17 protein-coding genes are annotated in these 18,062 nt (G+C 56.0%); 14 read left to right on the plus strand and 3 right to left on the minus strand.

Annotated elements, in window-relative coordinates; all coding sequences use genetic code 11:
• The first annotated feature begins 13 nt into the window (after nucleotides 1–13).
• The 14 genes from rimM to EYC82_RS01330 all read left to right on the plus strand — a co-directional run bounded on the left by rimM (nucleotide 14) and on the right by EYC82_RS01330 (nucleotide 14,596).
• Nucleotides 14–556, plus strand: a complete 543-nt coding sequence (rimM, locus tag EYC82_RS01265; RefSeq protein WP_279247739.1) for a ribosome maturation factor RimM — start codon at nucleotides 14–16, stop codon at nucleotides 554–556.
• On the plus strand, nucleotides 534–1,325 hold the full coding sequence (trmD, locus tag EYC82_RS01270) for a tRNA (guanosine(37)-N1)-methyltransferase TrmD (protein WP_279247740.1): 792 nt from the start codon (nucleotides 534–536) through the stop codon (nucleotides 1,323–1,325). Before rimM ends, trmD begins: the two co-directional genes overlap by 23 nt.
• 50 nt (nucleotides 1,326–1,375) lie before the next feature.
• Nucleotides 1,376–1,726, plus strand: coding sequence for a 50S ribosomal protein L19 (gene rplS / locus EYC82_RS01275; protein WP_279247741.1), 351 nt, complete (start codon nucleotides 1,376–1,378; stop codon nucleotides 1,724–1,726).
• Nucleotides 1,727–1,857: 131 nt separating this feature from the next.
• Entirely contained in the window at nucleotides 1,858–2,763 is a 906-nt protein-coding gene (xerD, locus tag EYC82_RS01280) for a site-specific tyrosine recombinase XerD (RefSeq protein ID WP_279247742.1), read from the plus strand.
• Nucleotides 2,764–2,846: 83 nt separating this feature from the next.
• On the plus strand, nucleotides 2,847–3,596 hold the full coding sequence (locus EYC82_RS01285) for a thioredoxin fold domain-containing protein (RefSeq protein ID WP_279247743.1): 750 nt from the start codon (nucleotides 2,847–2,849) through the stop codon (nucleotides 3,594–3,596).
• Nucleotides 3,597–3,771: 175 nt separating this feature from the next.
• The gene (gene alaC / locus EYC82_RS01290) at nucleotides 3,772–4,962 is read left to right on the plus strand and encodes an alanine transaminase (RefSeq protein WP_279247744.1); all 1,191 of its coding nucleotides are present in this window, start codon (nucleotides 3,772–3,774) and stop codon (nucleotides 4,960–4,962) included.
• A 34-nt stretch (nucleotides 4,963–4,996) separates the two neighbouring features.
• A complete protein-coding gene (locus EYC82_RS01295) occupies nucleotides 4,997–6,307 on the plus strand; it encodes a homoserine dehydrogenase (protein ID WP_279247745.1) in 1,311 nt (436 codons plus the stop codon).
• A 20-nt stretch (nucleotides 6,308–6,327) separates the two neighbouring features.
• Nucleotides 6,328–7,725 (plus strand): threonine synthase, encoded by a 1,398-nt coding sequence (gene thrC / locus EYC82_RS01300; RefSeq protein ID WP_279247746.1) that lies wholly within the window; start codon nucleotides 6,328–6,330, stop codon nucleotides 7,723–7,725.
• A 6-nt stretch (nucleotides 7,726–7,731) separates the two neighbouring features.
• The gene (gene recJ, locus EYC82_RS01305) at nucleotides 7,732–9,459 is read left to right on the plus strand and encodes a single-stranded-DNA-specific exonuclease RecJ (RefSeq protein ID WP_279247747.1); all 1,728 of its coding nucleotides are present in this window, start codon (nucleotides 7,732–7,734) and stop codon (nucleotides 9,457–9,459) included.
• Between the two features lie 274 nt (nucleotides 9,460–9,733).
• Nucleotides 9,734–10,141, plus strand: a complete 408-nt coding sequence (gene cueR, locus EYC82_RS01310; RefSeq protein WP_279247748.1) for a Cu(I)-responsive transcriptional regulator — start codon at nucleotides 9,734–9,736, stop codon at nucleotides 10,139–10,141.
• Nucleotides 10,138–11,223, plus strand: a complete 1,086-nt coding sequence (locus tag EYC82_RS01315) for a permease (RefSeq protein WP_279247749.1) — start codon at nucleotides 10,138–10,140, stop codon at nucleotides 11,221–11,223. The genes cueR and EYC82_RS01315 overlap by 4 nt, the downstream gene beginning before the upstream one ends.
• Before the next feature lie 77 nt (nucleotides 11,224–11,300).
• Nucleotides 11,301–12,399, plus strand: a protein-coding gene (gene prfB / locus EYC82_RS01320) for a peptide chain release factor 2 (protein WP_423243892.1) whose coding sequence is annotated in 2 segments (ribosomal slippage) — nucleotides 11,301–11,375 and nucleotides 11,377–12,399 — 1,098 coding nt in all. Because the reading frame shifts where the segments join, the coding sequence is not laid out codon by codon here.
• 29 nt (nucleotides 12,400–12,428) lie between these two features.
• A complete protein-coding gene (lysS, locus tag EYC82_RS01325) occupies nucleotides 12,429–13,922 on the plus strand; it encodes a lysine--tRNA ligase (protein WP_279250635.1) in 1,494 nt (497 codons plus the stop codon).
• Between the two features lie 95 nt (nucleotides 13,923–14,017).
• Nucleotides 14,018–14,596, plus strand: a complete 579-nt coding sequence (locus tag EYC82_RS01330) for a hypothetical protein (RefSeq protein ID WP_279247750.1) — start codon at nucleotides 14,018–14,020, stop codon at nucleotides 14,594–14,596.
• On the opposite strand, the gene EYC82_RS01335 is transcribed toward EYC82_RS01330, so the two are convergent.
• Genes EYC82_RS01335 through EYC82_RS01345 form a run of 3 tightly spaced genes read right to left on the minus strand, consistent with a single transcriptional unit; the run spans nucleotide 14,562 to nucleotide 17,904 of the window.
• Complete coding sequence (locus EYC82_RS01335) at nucleotides 14,562–16,091, minus strand: sensor histidine kinase (protein WP_279247751.1); 1,530 nt, start codon at nucleotides 16,089–16,091, stop codon at nucleotides 14,562–14,564. The genes EYC82_RS01330 and EYC82_RS01335 overlap by 35 nt on opposite strands.
• Nucleotides 16,091–16,462, minus strand: a complete 372-nt coding sequence (locus tag EYC82_RS01340; protein WP_279247752.1) for a response regulator — start codon at nucleotides 16,460–16,462, stop codon at nucleotides 16,091–16,093. The genes EYC82_RS01335 and EYC82_RS01340 overlap by 1 nt, the downstream gene beginning before the upstream one ends.
• Nucleotides 16,459–17,904, minus strand: a complete 1,446-nt coding sequence (locus tag EYC82_RS01345; protein ID WP_279247753.1) for a response regulator — start codon at nucleotides 17,902–17,904, stop codon at nucleotides 16,459–16,461. Before EYC82_RS01345 ends, EYC82_RS01340 begins: the two co-directional genes overlap by 4 nt.
• Nucleotides 17,905–18,062: the final 158 nt, after the last annotated feature.

The raw sequence follows: 18,062 nt of genomic DNA on the forward strand, positions 1-18,062 counted from the left end.
GCAGGCGGTCTGCATGATGGAGTCTGCCGCTGACGGGATGCTGGTGATTGGAAAGATTACCGGCTGCTACGGTCTCAAGGGCTGGGTGAAAGTCCACTCCTATACCGAGCCGCCTGAAAACTTTCTGGACTTTGGTGGCTGGCGACTGAAACGCCGTGACAGGTATGAAACTGTCGATTTTGACAGCGGTAGTTTTCGGGGCAAGGGCCTTGTGGCCCACATAGCGGGTGTCGATGATCGCACCCTTGCAGAGGCTTACCGGGGGTGCGAAGTGTGCATTCCCGAGAGCGCCCTGCCGCCGCTGCCGGAGGGCGATTATTATTGGAAGGATTTGCAGGGTTTGCAGGTCTGGAACCAGCAGGGCGACGATAAGGTTTTGTTGGGTGTGGTGGATTACCTGATTGAAACCGGCGCTAATGATGTATTGGTAGTGGTGGCCTGTGAAGGCAGCATAGATGAGCGGGAACGCCTGATTCCCTATTTGCCCGGCCAGTCGGTTGGCCGGGTTGATCTGGCATCGGGGGTGATAGAGGTTGATTGGTTCATCGACGAGTGATGTGCTCGAACAACGCACTGGAAAGGGTGTCGCGCGTATCGGCGTAGTGAGCCTCTTTCCTGAGATGTTCGCCGCGGTGAGCGAACATGGCGTGACAGGTAGAGCGGTGAGAGAAGGGCTGGTGAGTCTTTTTCATCAGAATCCACGCGATTATGCAGCGGATACTCACCGAACAGTGGACGACAGACCCTATGGCGGCGGCCCGGGTATGTTGATGAAGATTGATCCCCTGCAGCAAGCAATTGCGGCGGCAAGGGAAGCGACGGGAAACAGCAGCCGCGTGATTTATATGTCGCCCCAGGGGCGGCCTTTCGATCACGCTAAGGCTTTGGAACTGTCGCAAGTGGAGGGAATAGTGTTGCTTGCCGGCCGTTACGAGGGTGTCGACGAGCGTTTGATAGATGCCGATGTGGATGAGGAGCTGTCCATCGGTGACTACGTATTAACGGGCGGCGAACTGGCTGCCATGGTGGTGATCGATGCGGTCATTCGCCAAAAGCCCGGCGTGCTGGGCCACGGGTCATCCGCTGCGGAGGATTCGTTTGCGAATGGTCTGTTGGACTGTCCGCATTACACCAGACCAGAGGTCTACGGGAGCGAACGTGTTCCCGATGTATTGCTTAGCGGCGATCACGATAAGATTCGTCGCTGGCGGTTGCAACAGTCCCTCGGAAGGACATGGGAGCGGCGGCCGGATTTATTGCAGAACAGGGCCCTTGGGGCCGAGGAAGAAGCGCTGTTGGCGGAGTATCTCAGGCAACGGCAGTAGTTAAGACGCGCTAGCTGTGAAGCTGGCAGATGATTGAACAGGAGTACGACATGAGCACAAATAAGGTCATATCCGAGCTTGAAGCAGAGCAGATGGGAAAGGAAATTCCCGAGTTTGGCCCCGGTGATACCGTGGTTGTGCAGGTGAAGGTAAAGGAAGGCACCCGTGAACGCCTGCAGGCGTTTGAAGGCGTATGCATTGCCAAGCGTAACCGCGCACTCAACTCCGCCTTCACGGTACGCAAGATTTCTCACGGTGTCGGTGTGGAGCGTACTTTCCAGACTTACAGCCCCGTCGTTGACAGCATTTCCGTTAAACGTCGCGGTGACGTACGTCAGGCGAAGTTGTATTACCTGCGTGAACTGAGCGGTCGTGCTGCGAGAATCAAGGAGCGCTTGTAGTCGCTCTGGTGAAAGAAACAAAAAGCGGCCATTGGCCGCTTTTTTTGTGCCGGGCGTTTGCATTGCCCGGTGCAGGGCCCAGCCGCAGTGCGTCTGTCTGAACCTGTCGCGTTTCATGGTAGGCTCTGGCTATGAGCAAAGATGACCTGAACAGCCCCGATATCGACGCGTTCATCGACGCCATGTGGATGGAAAAGGGACTTAGCAGAAATACCCTGGCCGCTTATCGGCGTGATCTGTCACAGTTCCATGAATGGTTGTTGCAAGACGGTGACACCGCGATCCTCGAGGCGACACGTCAGTCGCTGCAAGCGTATCTTGGCGCGCGCATGCAGCGTGGCCAGTCGAACCGCTCCGCAGCGCGTTTTCTGTCCTGTGCCCGCGGTTTTTACCACTACCAGCTGCGCGAGGGCCGGATCTCGATCGACCCGACACTGGATATTGACAGTCCTCGTCTAGGCAGATCACTTCCCAGGGCGCTGTCAGAAACCGATGTGGACAAACTGCTGCAGGCACCTGATTCTGCGGTGGCCCTGGAGGCAAGGGATCGCACTATGCTGGAGTTGTTGTATGCCTGTGGCCTGCGGGTGAGTGAGTTGATCAGTCTGGAAATGTCGCAGTTGAGTATGAATCAGGGGGTGGTGCGGGTTTTTGGTAAGGGCAGTAAGGAGCGTCTTGTGCCCGTCGGCGACGAGGCCATGCGCTGGATGCAACAGTACCTGGCGGGCCCCCGGGGCGATCTTCTCAAGGGTATTCCCTCTGAAGTGGTGTTTCCCAGTCGCAGGGGGTCGCAAATGACTCGCCAGGCCTTCTGGTATCGTATTAAAATCTATGCCGAGCGGGCGGGGATCAAAAAGCACTTGTCTCCGCATACGCTGCGTCATGCATTTGCCACCCATCTACTGAATCACGGGGCGGATTTGCGCGTGGTCCAAATGTTGTTGGGACACAGTGACCTGTCGACCACTCAGATTTATACCCATGTCGCGCAGCAGCGAATGCAGGAATTACATGAGCAGCACCATCCCCGGGGTTGAGGAACTAAGACGCCGGTTTTCGTTCCAAAGAGTACCGAACAGACCAAACGAGTGGCACAGTCCACCAAAACTGAGGACAACACATGATTGACCGTATGATGAAAACAGCCCTGGCGGCCCTGTTCCTGGCGACAGCTTCGTTGGTGAGTGCTGGCGAACCGTTGAGCGAAGCGCAGGTGGATACCCTGAGAAAGGCTCTGGAAAAACCCAACATGGGACTGAAGGTGATCAGCGCTCAAACGACCGGTGTGCCCAACCTGGTCGAAGTGCAGCTGAGTGAGGGCCCAATGATTTACTCAACTCTTGAGGGTGACTATTTTATCGTCGGAGATCTCTACGAGGTTGGCCCGGAAAGCTATGTCAATCTCGCGGAGCAGCGCCGTGATGCCTTGCGCATGGAGACACTTGCAGAGCTGAATCGGGACGACATGATTATCTTCGCGCCTGAAAAAGAAACCCGCAGCTATATAACGGTTTTCTTTGATGATACTTGCTACTACTGCCAGAAGTTGCATGGCGAGGTCGCTGAGTTAAACGCCAATGGTGTTGAGGTGCGTTACCTCGCCTATCCCCGAGCAGGTCTGAGTTCCGATGCGTACAAGAATCTTGCGAGTGCCTGGTGCGCTGATGATCCAAATGAAACGCTGGTCAAGCTGATCAACAAGGAGTCTGTCCCCGTCAATGTGTGTGAGGGCAACCCGGTCGCCGCCCAGTTCCAGCTGGGTCAGGAATTAGGCGTGCGGGGCACGCCCGCCATTGTCACAGAAAGCGGCAAAATGATTCCTGGCTACCAGTCGGCCAGTGAGTTAATGGCGACGCTCGGTCTAGACTAGAGCGTTGCCACAGCGAGACGGCTGCGACTTGCATCCGTCTCCCGGGCTTGTCGAAAAAGCTGTCAATAATGCGCCGACGCCCGCCGTCGCGTTGACAGTGGGGGGCTGACTCAGTAGTGTTGCCAGCCCGTTTATTGCGCGGCCTGTGGCCGCGAATCTAGCAGGGTTGACAGCCGTGGATGATGAATTTCGGCGTATCGAGCGACTGCCGCCATACGTCTTTAATATTATTGGTGATCTCAAGCAGGAGGCCAGAGCCGCCGGTGAGGATGTCATCGATTTCGGCATGGGCAATCCTGATCAACCGACCCCCGAGCATATTGTCGATAAGCTGGTAGAGACGGCGCGTCGTGGCGATACGCACCGCTATTCGCAGTCGAAGGGCATTCCTCGCCTGCGCAAGGCGATTTGCGACTGGTACGAGCGTCGCTACAACGTCACTCTGGACCCCGGCAAAGAGGCTATTGTGACGCTCGGTTCCAAGGAAGGACTCGCCCATCTGGCGTTGGCCACCACCGGGCCGGGAGACGCGATACTGGTGCCTAACCCTTCATACCCTATACACCCCTACGGTTTTGTGATCTCAGGCGCGGACATTCGCCATGTACCCGCAGCAGGTAGCGAGGAAGAGTTTTTCAGCGAGTTGGAGAAAGCAATCCAGAACAGTTGGCCGCGGCCCAAAATGCTGGTGCTCAATTTCCCCTCCAACCCGACCTCTCAATGCGTTGAGCTCGACTTTTACGAACGCGTAGTTGCCATTGCGCGCGAACACTCGATCTGGGTGGTGCAGGATTTGGCTTATGCCGATCTGTGCTATGACGGTTATGTCGCCCCCTCTATTCTGCAGGTAGAGGGAGCTCGCGAAGTCGCGGTGGAATTTTTCAGTATGTCCAAGAGTTATAATATGCCCGGCTGGCGAGTGGGGTTTTGTTGTGGTAACGAGGTGTTGATAGCGGCGCTAGCCCGAATGAAGTCTTATCTTGACTACGGCATGTTCACTCCCATACAAGTGGCAGCGATTGCTGCGCTAGAGGGTGATCAGAGCTGTGTCGCCGAAATCAATGCAATGTATCAGTCGCGGCGGGACGTGCTGTGCAGTGGGCTCAACTCCGCGGGTTGGCCAGTGGCGTCGCCCAAAGCGACCATGTTTGTATGGGCCAGTGTTCCAGAGTTTTATCAGGACATGGGCTCACTGGAGTTCAGTAAGAAATTGCTGCGTGAAGCCAAGGTCGCTGTGTCGCCTGGTATTGGGTTCGGCGAGTACGGAGAAGGCTATGTGCGCTTCGGGCTGATTGAGAATGAGCACCGCACGCGACAGGCCATCCGCAGCATAAAACGAATGATCAGAAACGACGGCTTCGGCTGACCTTTTGCAAGCGGAGCCCGTATCGGGTAAGTAAATGAGTCCACCATTAAAAATCGGTATCTGCGGTCTCGGCACAGTAGGCAGCGGCACTTTCAATTTACTGCATGAAAATGCGGACCTTTTGAAGGCGAGGGCAGGCGTATCATTAGACGTCGTGCATGTGGGTGCGCGGCGGGACAACCCAGCCTGTGACCTGTCGGGCGCGCAAGTCAGTCGTGATATCTTCGCGGTCGCAGCGGATCCAGAGGTGGCTGTCGTTGTCGAGCTGATCGGCGGCACCACGGTAGCCAGAGAATTGGTTGAGGCAGCCATTCGTGCCGGCAAGCATGTTGTCACTGCGAACAAGGCCCTGATTGCAGAGCACGGTAACGCGTTGTTTGCATTGGCCGTCGAACATAGCGTGCAGCTTCGCTACGAGGCGGCGATTGCCGGTGGTATACCTATCGTCAAAGCTCTTCGAGAGGGCCTGTCAGGTAACCGTATCGAATGGCTGGCCGGTATTATCAACGGTACGACTAATTTCATACTGACCGAGATGCGCGACAAGGGTCGTGATTTCGCCGACGTCCTGGCAGAAGCTCAGGCGCTGGGTTATGCGGAAGCCGACCCCACCTTCGATGTGGAAGGCGTCGATGCGGCACACAAGCTGGTGATTCTTGCGTCGTTGGCATTCGGAATGCCGCTTAAGTTTGAATCAGTTTATACGGAAGGCATTACTCGATTGCAGCCTCAAGATGTTGCGTATGCGGAGGAGCTTGGTTACGTGATCAAGCATCTCGGTATTGCGCGGCAAACTAATCAGGGGGTGGAATTGCGGGTGCATCCCACGCTGATTCCTCGGCAGCGTTTGCTGGCGAATGTCGACGGTGTCCGAAATGCGGTATTGATTGAAGGCAATGCAGTGGGGCCGACACTGTATTGTGGCGCTGGCGCCGGTGATCGTCCCACGGCCTCCGCTGTGCTGGCAGATCTGGTCGACCTTGGGCGGGCAACGGGCAGCGCGGACCCCTCGCAGTTGCCGGCCCTTGGGGTAGCGTCTGGTAATCTTCAGGACTTACCGGTGCTCGCCATGGAGGACGTGGAGTCGCCCTGGTATCTGCGTATGGAGGCCCGGGATAAGCCCGGCGTAATGTCTGGGTTAACCAGTCTGTTCAGCGAGCAGGGTATCAGTATCGAAGCACTGATCCAGAAGGCGCCGCTGGAGGGGCAGACTCTGGTCTCTGTCATTGTGGTGACTAACCAGGCGCGTCAGGGTAGTGTGAAAGACGCGGTTCGTGCGATAGAGGGCCTCGACTCGATTGACGGCGATGTAACGTGCATACGCGTTGAGCAACTGGACGGGTAGCGCGCAATAGTGAGGTGTCGGTGAAATACATCAGCACGCGGGGCAACGCCCCCGCGCTCAATTTTGAACAAGTTCTTCTTACCGGTCTTGCGTCGGACGGGGGCCTCTATGTGCCCGAGACGCTGCCGACATTCAGCGCCCAGGAAATCGCGTCCATGGCAGGGCTTGAGTACCCGGAGTTGGCACGCAGAATTATTACGCCATTCGTGGCGGGCTGTATTCCAGACGAGGATCTGGCGGTCATACTCGAGCAAACCTATGCGGAATTTCGCCACACGGCTATCGCCCCTCTGGTGCAGGTGGGCGCCAATCAATGGGTGCTGGAATTGTTCCATGGCCCAACACTGGCCTTTAAGGATTTTGCATTGCAATTGCTTGGACGCCTGCTGGATTACGTCCTGGAGCGCCGTCATCAGAAAGTGGTGATCATGGGCGCAACGTCGGGCGATACCGGGTCTGCTGCGATTGAGGGCTGCCGGCATTGCGATAACATCGACATTTTTATACTGCACCCCCATAACCGGGTCTCGGATGTGCAGCGTAAGCAGATGACCTCGGTTGAAGGGGACAATATTCACAACCTCGCGGTCGAGGGTAATTTCGACGACTGTCAGGCTATGGTAAAAGCAAGCTTCGGTGACAAGCATTTTCTTCCCCAGGATCGCGGGCTGGTGGCGGTCAACTCGATTAACTGGGCTCGCATTATGGCTCAGATTGTCTACTATTTTTACGCAGCAGTTGCTTTGGGCGCCCCTCATCGGCCGGTGGCATTTTCGGTACCCACCGGTAACTTCGGTGATATTTTTGCCGGGTACCTGGCGCGTCAGATGGGGCTGCCCGTGGAGCAACTGATTATCGCCACCAATCGCAATGATGTATTGCATCGGGTGATGACCGAGAGTACATACGGGCGACAGCCGCTGGCGCATACGTTGTCGCCCAGTATGGATATAACCGTTTCAAGTAATTTTGAGCGGCTGTTGTTCGATCTTTACGGTCGCAAGGGCGCCGCCATTGCTGACCTGATGAATCAGTTAGAGTCTCACGATGTTCGCTTCAGTGACGCCGCTATGGCGGAGGCTCGCAAGCTGTTTAGCAGTCATTGCGTGTCGGACGCGCAGACCTGCGAGCAGATTGCGTCAATCTGGCGAGACAGCGAGTACCTGTTGGACCCCCACAGCGCTATCGGGGTGCATGCCGCACTGAACGCGGGCTTGGCGTCAGGTGTGCCGGTGGTCAGCCTGGCCACGGCCCATCCCGCGAAGTTTCCCGAGGCCATGGCCGCCGCAGGGCTGAATGATGCGGTAGCGTTGCCGCCGCATCTGGCGGACCTGTTTGATCGTCCAGAGCGTTTTGAGGTGTTACCCAACGATCTGACTGCGGTGCAGGCCTTTATTTCTGCCAACATCAACGCCTGACTGCGCATGGAAAAAATTATTCGTCGGCGACAGGCAGTGGACGTACCGGTCCGCGTCGACGAGGGAATCCACCCGCTGCTCGATCGCGTTTATTGTAACCGCGGTCTTCACTCTCTTCATGAGCGTGAACTGAAACTCGACGGCCTGTTGCCACCGTCACAACTCCTGCACGCCGACCGCGCTGCAACCCTGTTGGCAGATGCACTCGCCGATGACACCCGTGTTGTGGTGATAGGCGATTTTGATGCCGACGGCGCGACCAGTACGGCTCTGGTTGTTTCTGTTCTCAGGCAATTGGGAGCGCGTCATGTCGATTATCTCGTGCCCAACCGCTTCGAGTTTGGTTATGGGCTGACACCGGGTATTGTTGACGTGGCATCGCAGTCCGGACCTGAGCTCATCATAACGGTCGATAATGGCATTTCCAGCCTCGAGGGGGTGGCGCTTGCCCGTGAGCGCGGCATTGTCACGCTCATCACCGATCATCATTTGGCGGGCAGAGAGTTGCCCGCTGCGGATGTCATCGTCAACCCCAATCAGCCGGGTTGTCAGTTTCCGAGTAAACACCTCGCTGGTGTGGGTGTTATTTTTTATATCATGCTGGCACTGCGTGCTGAGTTGCGCGCCCGGGATTGGTTCGAGCGTCGCGAGGAGGTTAACCTGGCGCAGGTGTTGGATCTTGTCGCGCTGGGTACCGTGGCTGATGTAGTGCCGCTGGACCGTAACAATCGCATACTGGTAGATCAAGGCCTGCGGCGCATGCGTGCCGGGCAATTGCGCCCCGGTATCAGGGCGTTGCTGGAAGTGGCATCACGTCCCGTCGCCTCTGTGGTGGCCTCAGACCTGGGCTTCGCGGTCGCGCCACGGATCAACGCGGCAGGCAGGCTGGAAGACATGTCCGTGGGAATAGAGTGTTTGCTCTCGGAGAACACGGCAGACGCCAGAGCGCGCGCTGGCGTGTTGCATGAACTTAATCAGAACAGGCGACTGATCGAGCAGGACATGCAGGCGGACGCAGTAACTCATCTTGAAGCACTTTCGTTGGAAGAGGGCGCTGAGCCACCCGTCGCGGTCACGCTCTATCAGGGCGGATGGCACCAGGGTGTCATCGGTATCCTGGCCTCGCGTATCAAGGATCGCCTGCATCGCCCGACCATTGTCTTTGCCGACGGTGATGGCGATGAGCTGAAAGGATCTGCCCGCTCTATTGCGGGCATACATATCCGCGATATTTTGGACGCAGTAGCGACCCGCAACCCCGGGTTGATTACGCGGTTTGGCGGGCATGCGATGGCTGCGGGGCTGACACTTCCCAAATCCGTTTATCCGGTTTTTGCGTCGGCTTTTTTAGCGGAAGTAGAGCGCCATGCGGAAGATGTCGAATTGCAGGCCGTTGTCGAGACAGACGGTGAGCTGGCGGCTGAGGATTTTGAACTGGAGCTGGCGACAGAGTTGCGCTTCGCAGGACCCTGGGGGCAGCGTTTTCCCGAACCGGTTTTCGACGGCCGGTTTCAGGTCGTCAGTCAGCGTTTGGTAGGAGGCAAGCATTTGAAAATGGTGTTGTCACTCCCGGGTCATTCGACGTTGCTGGATGCAATCGCTTTTAATATCGATCCGCGACAGTGGCCCGACGACGCAGTGAGTGAAATAGAGATTGCCTACCGGCTTGACGTCAATGAGTTTCGGGGCAAGCGTTCCCTGCAGCTGATGATTGAGCATCTGGTCGCCGCTTAGTGCGGGGTTTGCCATACCCGAGTTTGGCGAGTGCTACCCGCGCTCGAACAGGGCGCGACCCCCTGCATAAACAGAACCGCTTCTGCTGCATTCGGACGACAATTCCCGCGCGCTGATAATTGACGGCGCCTCGATATGATTCTCCATCATGTACTCGCGCTAGGCGGTTTCATGGGCAGAGTGTCGGGCTTGGGGCGGGATACGGCGTCTGCGCGGCTTGACGTTCCAGTGACTGGAAGGTTTATAGTAGGGCTATATCTTACGGGAGGTGCCCATGAATATCTCCGCAGCGGCCCATCGAAGCGGCCTCAGCGCCAAAACTATTCGCTACTACGAAGAAATCGGTTTGATCGCGCCGGCAGCGCGGGCCGAGAATGGTTACCGGCAGTACGATAGCCAGGCAGTCGATGACCTCCAGTTTATCGCCAGAGCGCGCGAGGTCGGTTTTGATTTGCAGGAGTGCCGGCAATTGCTGGATTTACTGCGTGATCCCCATCGACAGAGTCGGCATGCACAGAAATTGGTGTTGGAAAAAAGCCAGCATTTACAGCAGCGGATTGATCAACTGGTTGCCATGCAGCGGGAATTGCACGCTATGGCGGAACGCTGCCGCGGCGACGAGGGACCCGACTGCGCGATTCTTGAGGATCTCGCGGCGCCGCCGGGAGCGCACCATCGATGAATCAGATTGTGCGCGCGGCCACAGAAGCCGACAGTGCCTGCGCTCCGCAGGAGGCCGAAGCTGCATGCTGTGACGCTCCTCGTCGCAGGGACTACTTGTTCTGGGTCAGTCTGTGCACTGTTGCTCTGGCTTACCCCATCGGTGGCATTCTGCAGCATGACCATACCTCTATCCTGAGTACTTTTTCTGGCGGTATTTTTGAGCTGTTTAACAAGATGTGGTGGGGTATTGCGATCGGTATTGTGTTTGTTGGCATCCTTGCGCGCATTCCGCGCGAAATGGTAATGGCTGTATTGGGCAGGGAGCGCGGCACACGCAGCCTGTTTCGAGCCACTCTGGCGGGGGTTTTCCTAGACCTGTGCAGCCACGGTATTCTTGCCGTGGGCATGAAATTGTATGAGCGCGGGGCGAGTATAGGGCAGGTGATTGCGTTCCTGCTGGCCAGCCCGTGGAATTCGTTTTCCCTTACGTTGATTCTGTTCGGCCTTATCGGCGTCAGTTGGACGTTGCTATTCATCTTTCTGTCGCTGGTGATAGGTATTGTGACCGGCAGCATTTTTGATCGCTTGGTGGAGCGCGGGCAGCTGCCGGATAATCCCTGGCAGGAGCAACTCAGTGACGAAACGCCGTTGCTGGAGCAGTGGCGCGCTTACAGGCAAACGCTGCAGTTTTCCCTGCAGGGCACGCTGGGAATTCTACGGGACGGATTTGCGGGCTCTCGGGTGGTGATTCGCTGGTCTCTGTTCGGCCTGGTGTTGGCTGGCCTTATTCGGGCTCTTGTCCCGGAGGAAGCATTTGCGACCTGGTTTGGGGCCACCATGGGCGGACTCTGGTTGACGCTGCTGGCGACGACCATCATTGAAGTTTGCTCAGAGGGGTCAACCCCGATCGCCGCAGACCTGATGAACCGCGCGAGCGCGCCGGGCAACAGCTTTACCTTTCTCATGGCGGGGGTAGCGACAGACTATACCGAGATCATGTCCATCCGCGACACTACGCGGTCCTGGCGAATCGCCCTTTGTTTGCCTTTGGTGACTGTGCCCCAGGTGATTCTGATCGGCGCATTGCTCAATCAGTTTTAGCGTCAGTGGTGCGGATAGTTCCCAGCCACTGATTGCTGGGGTAAAATGCGCGGCTTTTGACCAGACAGGCTGAGAACATGCTGGAAATCAACCCGCTGTTAATGCAACTCAAGGATATCGAAGCGCGCGCTGGCGTGTTGAGGGGGTACCTTTGACTTCGATCAGCGCAAGGAACGGCTCGCGGAAGTAGAGCTGGAGCTGGCAGAGCCGAGCGTCTGGGAAGACCCGGACCGTGCCAAGGAGCTGGGAAGGGAGCGCTCCTCTCTGGAAGATATTGTTGGCATTATTGAAACGCTGGAGGCGGGTGGCGCCGATGCGGCTGACCTGCTTGAGCTGGCGGCTGCAGAGGATGATGAAGCCACTGCTGCCGATATAGAGACAGATATCGCCAGTATGATCCGCCTGCTGGAAAAGCTTGAATTCCGCCGGATGTTTTCAGGAGAGATGGATGAAGCCAATGCCTACCTCGATATTCAGGCGGGGTCTGGCGGAACCGAGGCCCAGGACTGGGCGGAGATGATGCTGCGTATGTATCTCCGTTGGGGCGAGGATAAGGGCTTTAAAGCAGAACTGATCGAGGTGTCCGGCGGCGACGTTGCGGGCATCAAGAGTGCCACGATCCGTTTTGAAGGAGAGTATGCGTTTGGATGGCTGCGTACTGAAACCGGTGTGCACCGCCTCGTGCGTAAGTCGCCCTTTGATTCTGGTAATCGTCGCCATACCTCTTTCGCATCGGTTTTTGTGTCCCCGGAGATTGACGACAATATCGAGATCGATATCAATCCCGCGGATCTGCGCACGGACACCTACCGTGCCAGTGGTGCCGGCGGTCAGCATGTGAACAAGACCGATTCTGCCGTACGGATTACCCATTTGCCCACGAACACCGTGGTACAGTGCCAGACAGAGCGGTCGCAGCACCAGAACCGTGACAATGCAATGAAGCTTTTGCGCGCCAAGTTGTATGAGTTGGAAGTACTCAAGCGTAGCGAGGAAAAGCAGGCAATGGAAGACAGCAAAGCGGACATTGGCTGGGGTAGCCAGATACGTTCCTATGTGCTGGATGACTCCCGCATTAAGGATTTACGCACCGGGGTCGAGACCAGCAATACCCAGGCAGTGCTCGACGGCAATATCGACGACTTCATCGAAGCGTCTCTCAAGAGCGGATTGTAAGGAGTAGGATGAGCAACCCAGAGCAACCAGTGAGCGGCGACAGCAAGTCAGCGGCAGCGAGCGACGAGAACAAGCTCATAGCCGAGCGCCGTGCAAAACTGACCGAGCTGAGAAGCTCCGGGAACCCGTTTCCAAATGATTTTCGCCGCACTGCAGAGGCAGCGGAACTGCAGCGTGAGTTTGGCGACAGTGATAAGGCGGAGCTGGAAGAGAGCAACCGGGAGTTTGCGGTCGCGGGCCGGCTGATTCGCAACAGGGGTTCTTTTCTCCTGATACAGGACGGGTCTGAGACCATACAGCTTTATTTGAATCGTAAGGGACTCGATGAGAAAACGCTTGCCGCGATCAAGTCGTGGGATTTGGGTGATCTTGTCGGCGCCCGCGGCCCTCTGCATAAATCGGGAAAAGGCGACCTTTATATTAATATGGAGCAGGCGCGGTTGCTAACCAAGGCGCTGCGGCCGCTGCCAGACAAGTACCATGGGTTAGCCGATCAGGAGTTGCGCTATCGCCAGCGCTATGTCGATCTCATTGTAAACCCGGAGTCGCGCCAGCTATTTCGCACTCGCTCCCGCATAATAGAATTTATCCGCGACTATATGAGTGACAGAGATTTCATGGAAGTGGAAACACCCATGATGCAGATTATTCCAGGCGGTGCGGTTGCCCGGCCTTTTGTCACTCACCACAACGCACTGGGTCAGGATATGTACCTGCGGATTGCGCCGGAGCTGTATCTTAAACGGCTGGTTGTTGGCGGGTTTGAGCGGGTTTATGAAATCAACCGCAGCTTCAGAAATGAGGGCCTTTCCACACGGCACAATCCGGAATTCACCATGCTCGAGTTCTACTGGGCATATGCGGATTATCAGGATGCTATGGCGTTGACCGAGGATATGCTGAGAAATCTGACGGAATCGGTCCTGGGCAGCACTACGGTGCAATATCAGGGCAGCACCTACGATTTTGCAAGACCTTTCGATCGACTTACCGTGTTCGATGCCATCCTCAAGTACAACCCTGATATTGACCACAAGGATTTGTCAGAAGTCGACTCCGCGAGCAAACTCGCGGAAGCGCTGCAAATAGAGGTGAACAAGAGCTGGGGTCTGGGCAAGATCCAGATCGAGATATTTGAGAAAACCGTGGAGCACCGTCTCGATCAGCCTACGTTTATCACTGCATATCCGACAGAAGTCTCGCCGCTGGCCCGCCGCAATGATGACGACCCCTTCATAACCGATCGCTTCGAGTTCTTCGTCGGCGGACGTGAACTGGCTAACGGCTTCTCGGAATTGAATGACGCTGAGGATCAGGCGGCCCGTTTTGCTGAACAGGTAGCACAGAAGGAAACGGGTGACGAGGAGGCGATGCACTTCGATCACGATTATATTCGGGCTCTGGAGTATGGGTTGCCGCCGACCGCCGGTGAGGGTATTGGTATTGATCGACTTGTCATGTTATTGACTGACGCGACGTCAATTCGCGACGTGCTCTTGTTTCCGCACCTGCGGCCGGAGTAGGCTGGTCTATCGGCGTCCGCCCAGTGAGGCGTAAGTATGTTAGCGTGGCAGTGTGATTCGAGTGCGTTACACTTGAGCGCAGAGGGGAAAGAGCTTTGCCTGTAAGTCAAAATAAGAAAGTCATCGTGGTTTGCCTGGTGCTATTGCTTCAGGGTTGTGCTGCACAATCGACGCAAACAGCCGGGGGCAATGATGTAGACGGTGAGTCCGTTCCGGAACTGAATCTGAACTTGCCTGATCAGACCGATACGGCCTGCGCCTGCTCCCACGACAAATCCGGCGACCACAACTTGCTGGAGAAGGGTTTGCGCGCGTTGATGGCGGGTGATCATCGAGAAGCAGTGAACTATTTTCGGCGCTACCAGCGGTTGGAATCATCGCCGGAAGAGGGGTGGGAAGCGGAGGTGGCCGTCGCGTACGACAAGATGTTGCCCAGTAGCCCCTATTACAATCCGGATACAGCGAGCGAGAGTTACCGCCGCCTTGTGAGAAGGCAACCTGATCCGGAGACGGTGCACCCCTACATCCGCTTGTTGCTCGGCGCCCTTGCTAACTTCACCGCGCTGCATAGGCAGATAGATGATTTGCAGAACGAAAAAGATGACCTGACAGAAAGCCTTGAGAAACGGGAAGAAGCGCTCAAGCGGCTGCGTGAGTTGACCTTAGGTCAGTAGGCAGTGTCACGGTAAAGATGGACCCTGCGCCGGGCTGGCTGCGTACGACAATCGTGCCACCCATCAATGCGCTATAATTTTTGCAGATTGCGAGACCCAGGCCAGTGCCACCGTAGTTGGCACTGGTTGAAGAATCTGCCTGCACAAAAGCGTCGAATACTCTGTTGAGCTGATCATCGCTCATCCCGATACCCGTATCCTGCACAGTAAATTCCACCCACCCCGGGCGCCCCGCAATTTCTTCCGCGAAGATACGAATGATCCCTCTTTCGGTGAACTTGTTCGCGTTACTGAGCAGGTTAGTCATGATCTGGCGAAACTTGGCGGCGTCACTGTAAAAATCGGGCAGGGTCTTGATCTTGTCCGTACGCAGTTCGTTGCCGCTTTTTCGTAAAAGAGGGGTCAAGACATCGCAGGATTGTCGGATGATGTCCAGGGGATTGAACGTCTCGCAGTGCAGGGACATCTTTCCCGTCTCTATTTTAGAGAGATCCAGAATGTCATTGATGAGGGACAGGAGCTGTTGTCCAGAGCTCATAATAGTGCCAAGGTCCTGCTGGAATTGCGGCTTGTTGATCTCTGCGGTGTCGCCCAGTTCGTCCTGCAGCATTTCACTGTAGCCTATAATCGCGTTGAGCGGCGTCCTCAATTCGTGACTGACGTTGGCCAGGAAAATGCTTTTTGTAGCGCTTGCCTCATCTGCGACATCCCGTGCCTTGCGAACGTCGTAAATTGCGTTGCGCAATTTGTCTGACATGTCATTGAATGCTGCAGCCAGATCGCCCAATTCTCCAGTGTCGTCGATATCGTCAATGCGGTAGTTCAGATCGCCGCTTCCAATGCGCTCGGTGCCTTTTTTGAGTCTTTTCAGAGAGCGGTTGGTGTAGCTGACCAGGTAGTACCCCAATATGGCTGTCAGAAATATCGAAGCGAAAAATCCGATCACGGTAATGCGGTCGGTCAGCTCAATTGTACGGTCGATGATATTGGCTCTTTGGGAGGCAATGAACGCTTGTCGCGCTTCCAGTGCTTGTAATCGCTGGCTAACGTCGAGGAACGGGAGCGGATCATCCATGTCTTCGTTAAAGGTGGGGTCGTTATAGTTGCGATAAAAGGTTATCCAGTTATCAAGCAATGTTGAACTACTGTCCCAGAGCATTTCGAAATTAAGCTCTGTTACGCCGCGGCTGAGGAAGCCCAGCTTTTGTATCGCTGCGTTGATCGTATCAATGGCGGTTTCGGCCTGAACTAATTCCGTATCTTCCAACTGATCTTCGGTATTGTCACGCAAGGTGGCCAGAATCAGTACCTGCTGTCTCTGATCCTCCAGCAATTGCTCTATCTCGGTGGACAGCTGAGCTGCAGTGACCGAGTTGCGGTAGGCAGCCATGCTTTCGTTCCTCGCATAACTACCCCAAAAATGTGTACCGACATTGATCGCAAACAGGATCAGGATGGTGACAAGTGACAGGGTCAGCTGGCGTCTGAGGCTCATCAGCGGGTCAGCTTGTTGATCTTGATGAGCAGGCCAGGGAAATCAACGGGCTTGGTGGCGTAATCGTCACAGCCTGAGTCGAGGGCGTATTGGCGATGGTCGTCGGTGGCGTGAGCGGTGAGCGCAATAATCGGGATGTGGCCGATATCCTTATCCTCTTTGGCCTTGCGGCTGGCAGCCCAACCATCCAGCACGGGCAGGTTCATATCCATTAATACAATGCAGGGCATCTCCGAGCGCATAATATCCAGCGCCTGCTTGCCGTTGCCCGCCGTGAGCACATCAAGTCCCGCTCTGCTGAGTCGGCGAATCATCATGTCCCGATTCAGTTCGTTGTCTTCCACCAGCAGTACCGTGCCGCTGAGGTTCATTCTGCTTTTCCCGTAATCTGGTGGACCAGGATTGTCTCGTCAATTCCCTTTACGTTTACTTTCTTGCTGGTGCCAACCTTATAGTCGCCGGACAGGCTTATCAGCGTGCTTTCAGAGACAAGAATTTCGCCACCGCCGGTAATGTCTTCAATGCGGGAGGTGACATTCATGGCGTGCCCGACAAAGCCATACTTGCTGCGTCGTTCGGAGCCGATATTGCCGGCAATAACATCGCCTGTATTGATAGCGATGCCGGTGTGGACAGCCGGAAAGCCCTCCGCTTGATTCAAGGCGTTTATTTCGACCATAGCGGACTGCATGGCCAGTGCGCATGTAACGGCCCGATCCGAATCGTCATCCCGGCGTTGAGGAGCGCCGAATACGGCGAGGATCGCATCGCCAATGAACTCGTCTATGGTACCGTTGTGCGCCATGATGATTTCAGTCATGGTGCCAAGGTATCGATTCAGCATGGTGACAACCTGAGACGGGGCAAGGTGCTCACTCAGCGTGGTAAACCCCCGAATATCCGACAACATAATACTGACGCGGCGCAGGTCTCCCCCCAATTCAAGGCCCTCCGGCCGTTCCAAAATATCAGTAACGATCTCGTCCGAGAGATAACGACCGAAGGTGGCCCGAATAAATTTCTCGTTGCGTTCCAGTTGCTGGCGATACTGCTCTTCCCTGTCGTGCCAGCGTTTGCGCTCTATGCCTGCTTTTATGCGCGCCTGCAGGAGAACGGGGTTGAACGGTTTGAACAGATAGTCGTCGGCGCCGGCCTCAATGCATTCAATGATGCCGTCCATATCCTGATTGCCGGAAATAACAATGACCGGCGTCGCGCGCCAGTCCGGGTGGTCCTTGATGCGTCGCAGGACTTCGTGACCATCCATCCCGGGCATCAGCAGGTCCAGTAAGACGACATCGACATCGCTCTGTTCTAGAGCACGGAGTGCCTCCTCACCGCTGGCGGCGGTAATAACAATATGCCCGCTGTTGGACAGGTTCCTGGCGAGCAGTTCGCGATTCTCCTTGAGATCGTCCACTGCGAGGATAAAGCCGGGTTCCACGGTAAGAGAGCGTTTCTCGCTGCCGCCGGCGTCGGTATTGACGCTGCGGGTTGACTCAATATGTTGCAGCAGGGTCTCCAGCTGGGAGCTTAACTCCGGCAGGTCACCCTTGACGTCTTCACGCAGCATTTCAGCATAGCCACGCAACGCCGTGAGAATGTTCATCAGATCGTGGACGTTGGCAGCCGTTCCATCTGCTCTCGCTAAGCTCTCCAGTCGGTCTGCCGCCTCCAGGAGGCGGGCGAAGTCGTCAAGTGTATCGGCGGCGAGGGCCTCTTGCGCAGCCTCGAAAGCGTTGCGCAGATCCGGAATAGCCTCGAGCAGGTGCTCCTCCATGCGGGCGACGTCACTGTCTTGTGTGTTGTTCAACGCGGTACATCCCCCAGACACAGGTGGAGAGGCTTCAGCATGGTCGGGATGGATGAGTAGCGAGATGCCGGCAGACGCACAGGGCACTTCCTCTTTTTTATTTTGTCTGTGGGTGAAGTATAGCGACCTGTGTGTGACTGTGGAAATGGCTAATTCCG

This window comes from Candidatus Marimicrobium litorale (assembly GCF_026262645.1).
GTDB classification, from domain to species: domain Bacteria; phylum Pseudomonadota; class Gammaproteobacteria; order Pseudomonadales; family Halieaceae; genus Marimicrobium; species Marimicrobium litorale.

Coding starts and splice junctions, on each gene's coding strand:
- EYC82_RS01340 (WP_279247752.1), bottom strand. CDS start 16,462: ATGAACCTCAGCGGCACGGTACTGCTGGTGGAAGACAACGAACTGAAT.
- xerD (WP_279247742.1), top strand. CDS start 1,858: ATGAGCAAAGATGACCTGAACAGCCCCGATATCGACGCGTTCATCGAC.
- EYC82_RS01285 (WP_279247743.1), top strand. CDS start 2,847: ATGATTGACCGTATGATGAAAACAGCCCTGGCGGCCCTGTTCCTGGCG.
- recJ (WP_279247747.1), top strand. CDS start 7,732: ATGGAAAAAATTATTCGTCGGCGACAGGCAGTGGACGTACCGGTCCGC.
- cueR (WP_279247748.1), top strand. CDS start 9,734: ATGAATATCTCCGCAGCGGCCCATCGAAGCGGCCTCAGCGCCAAAACT.
- rplS (WP_279247741.1), top strand. CDS start 1,376: ATGAGCACAAATAAGGTCATATCCGAGCTTGAAGCAGAGCAGATGGGA.
- rimM (WP_279247739.1), top strand. CDS start 14: ATGATGGAGTCTGCCGCTGACGGGATGCTGGTGATTGGAAAGATTACC.
- EYC82_RS01295 (WP_279247745.1), top strand. CDS start 4,997: ATGAGTCCACCATTAAAAATCGGTATCTGCGGTCTCGGCACAGTAGGC.
- EYC82_RS01315 (WP_279247749.1), top strand. CDS start 10,138: ATGAATCAGATTGTGCGCGCGGCCACAGAAGCCGACAGTGCCTGCGCT.
- EYC82_RS01335 (WP_279247751.1), bottom strand. CDS start 16,091: ATGAGCCTCAGACGCCAGCTGACCCTGTCACTTGTCACCATCCTGATC.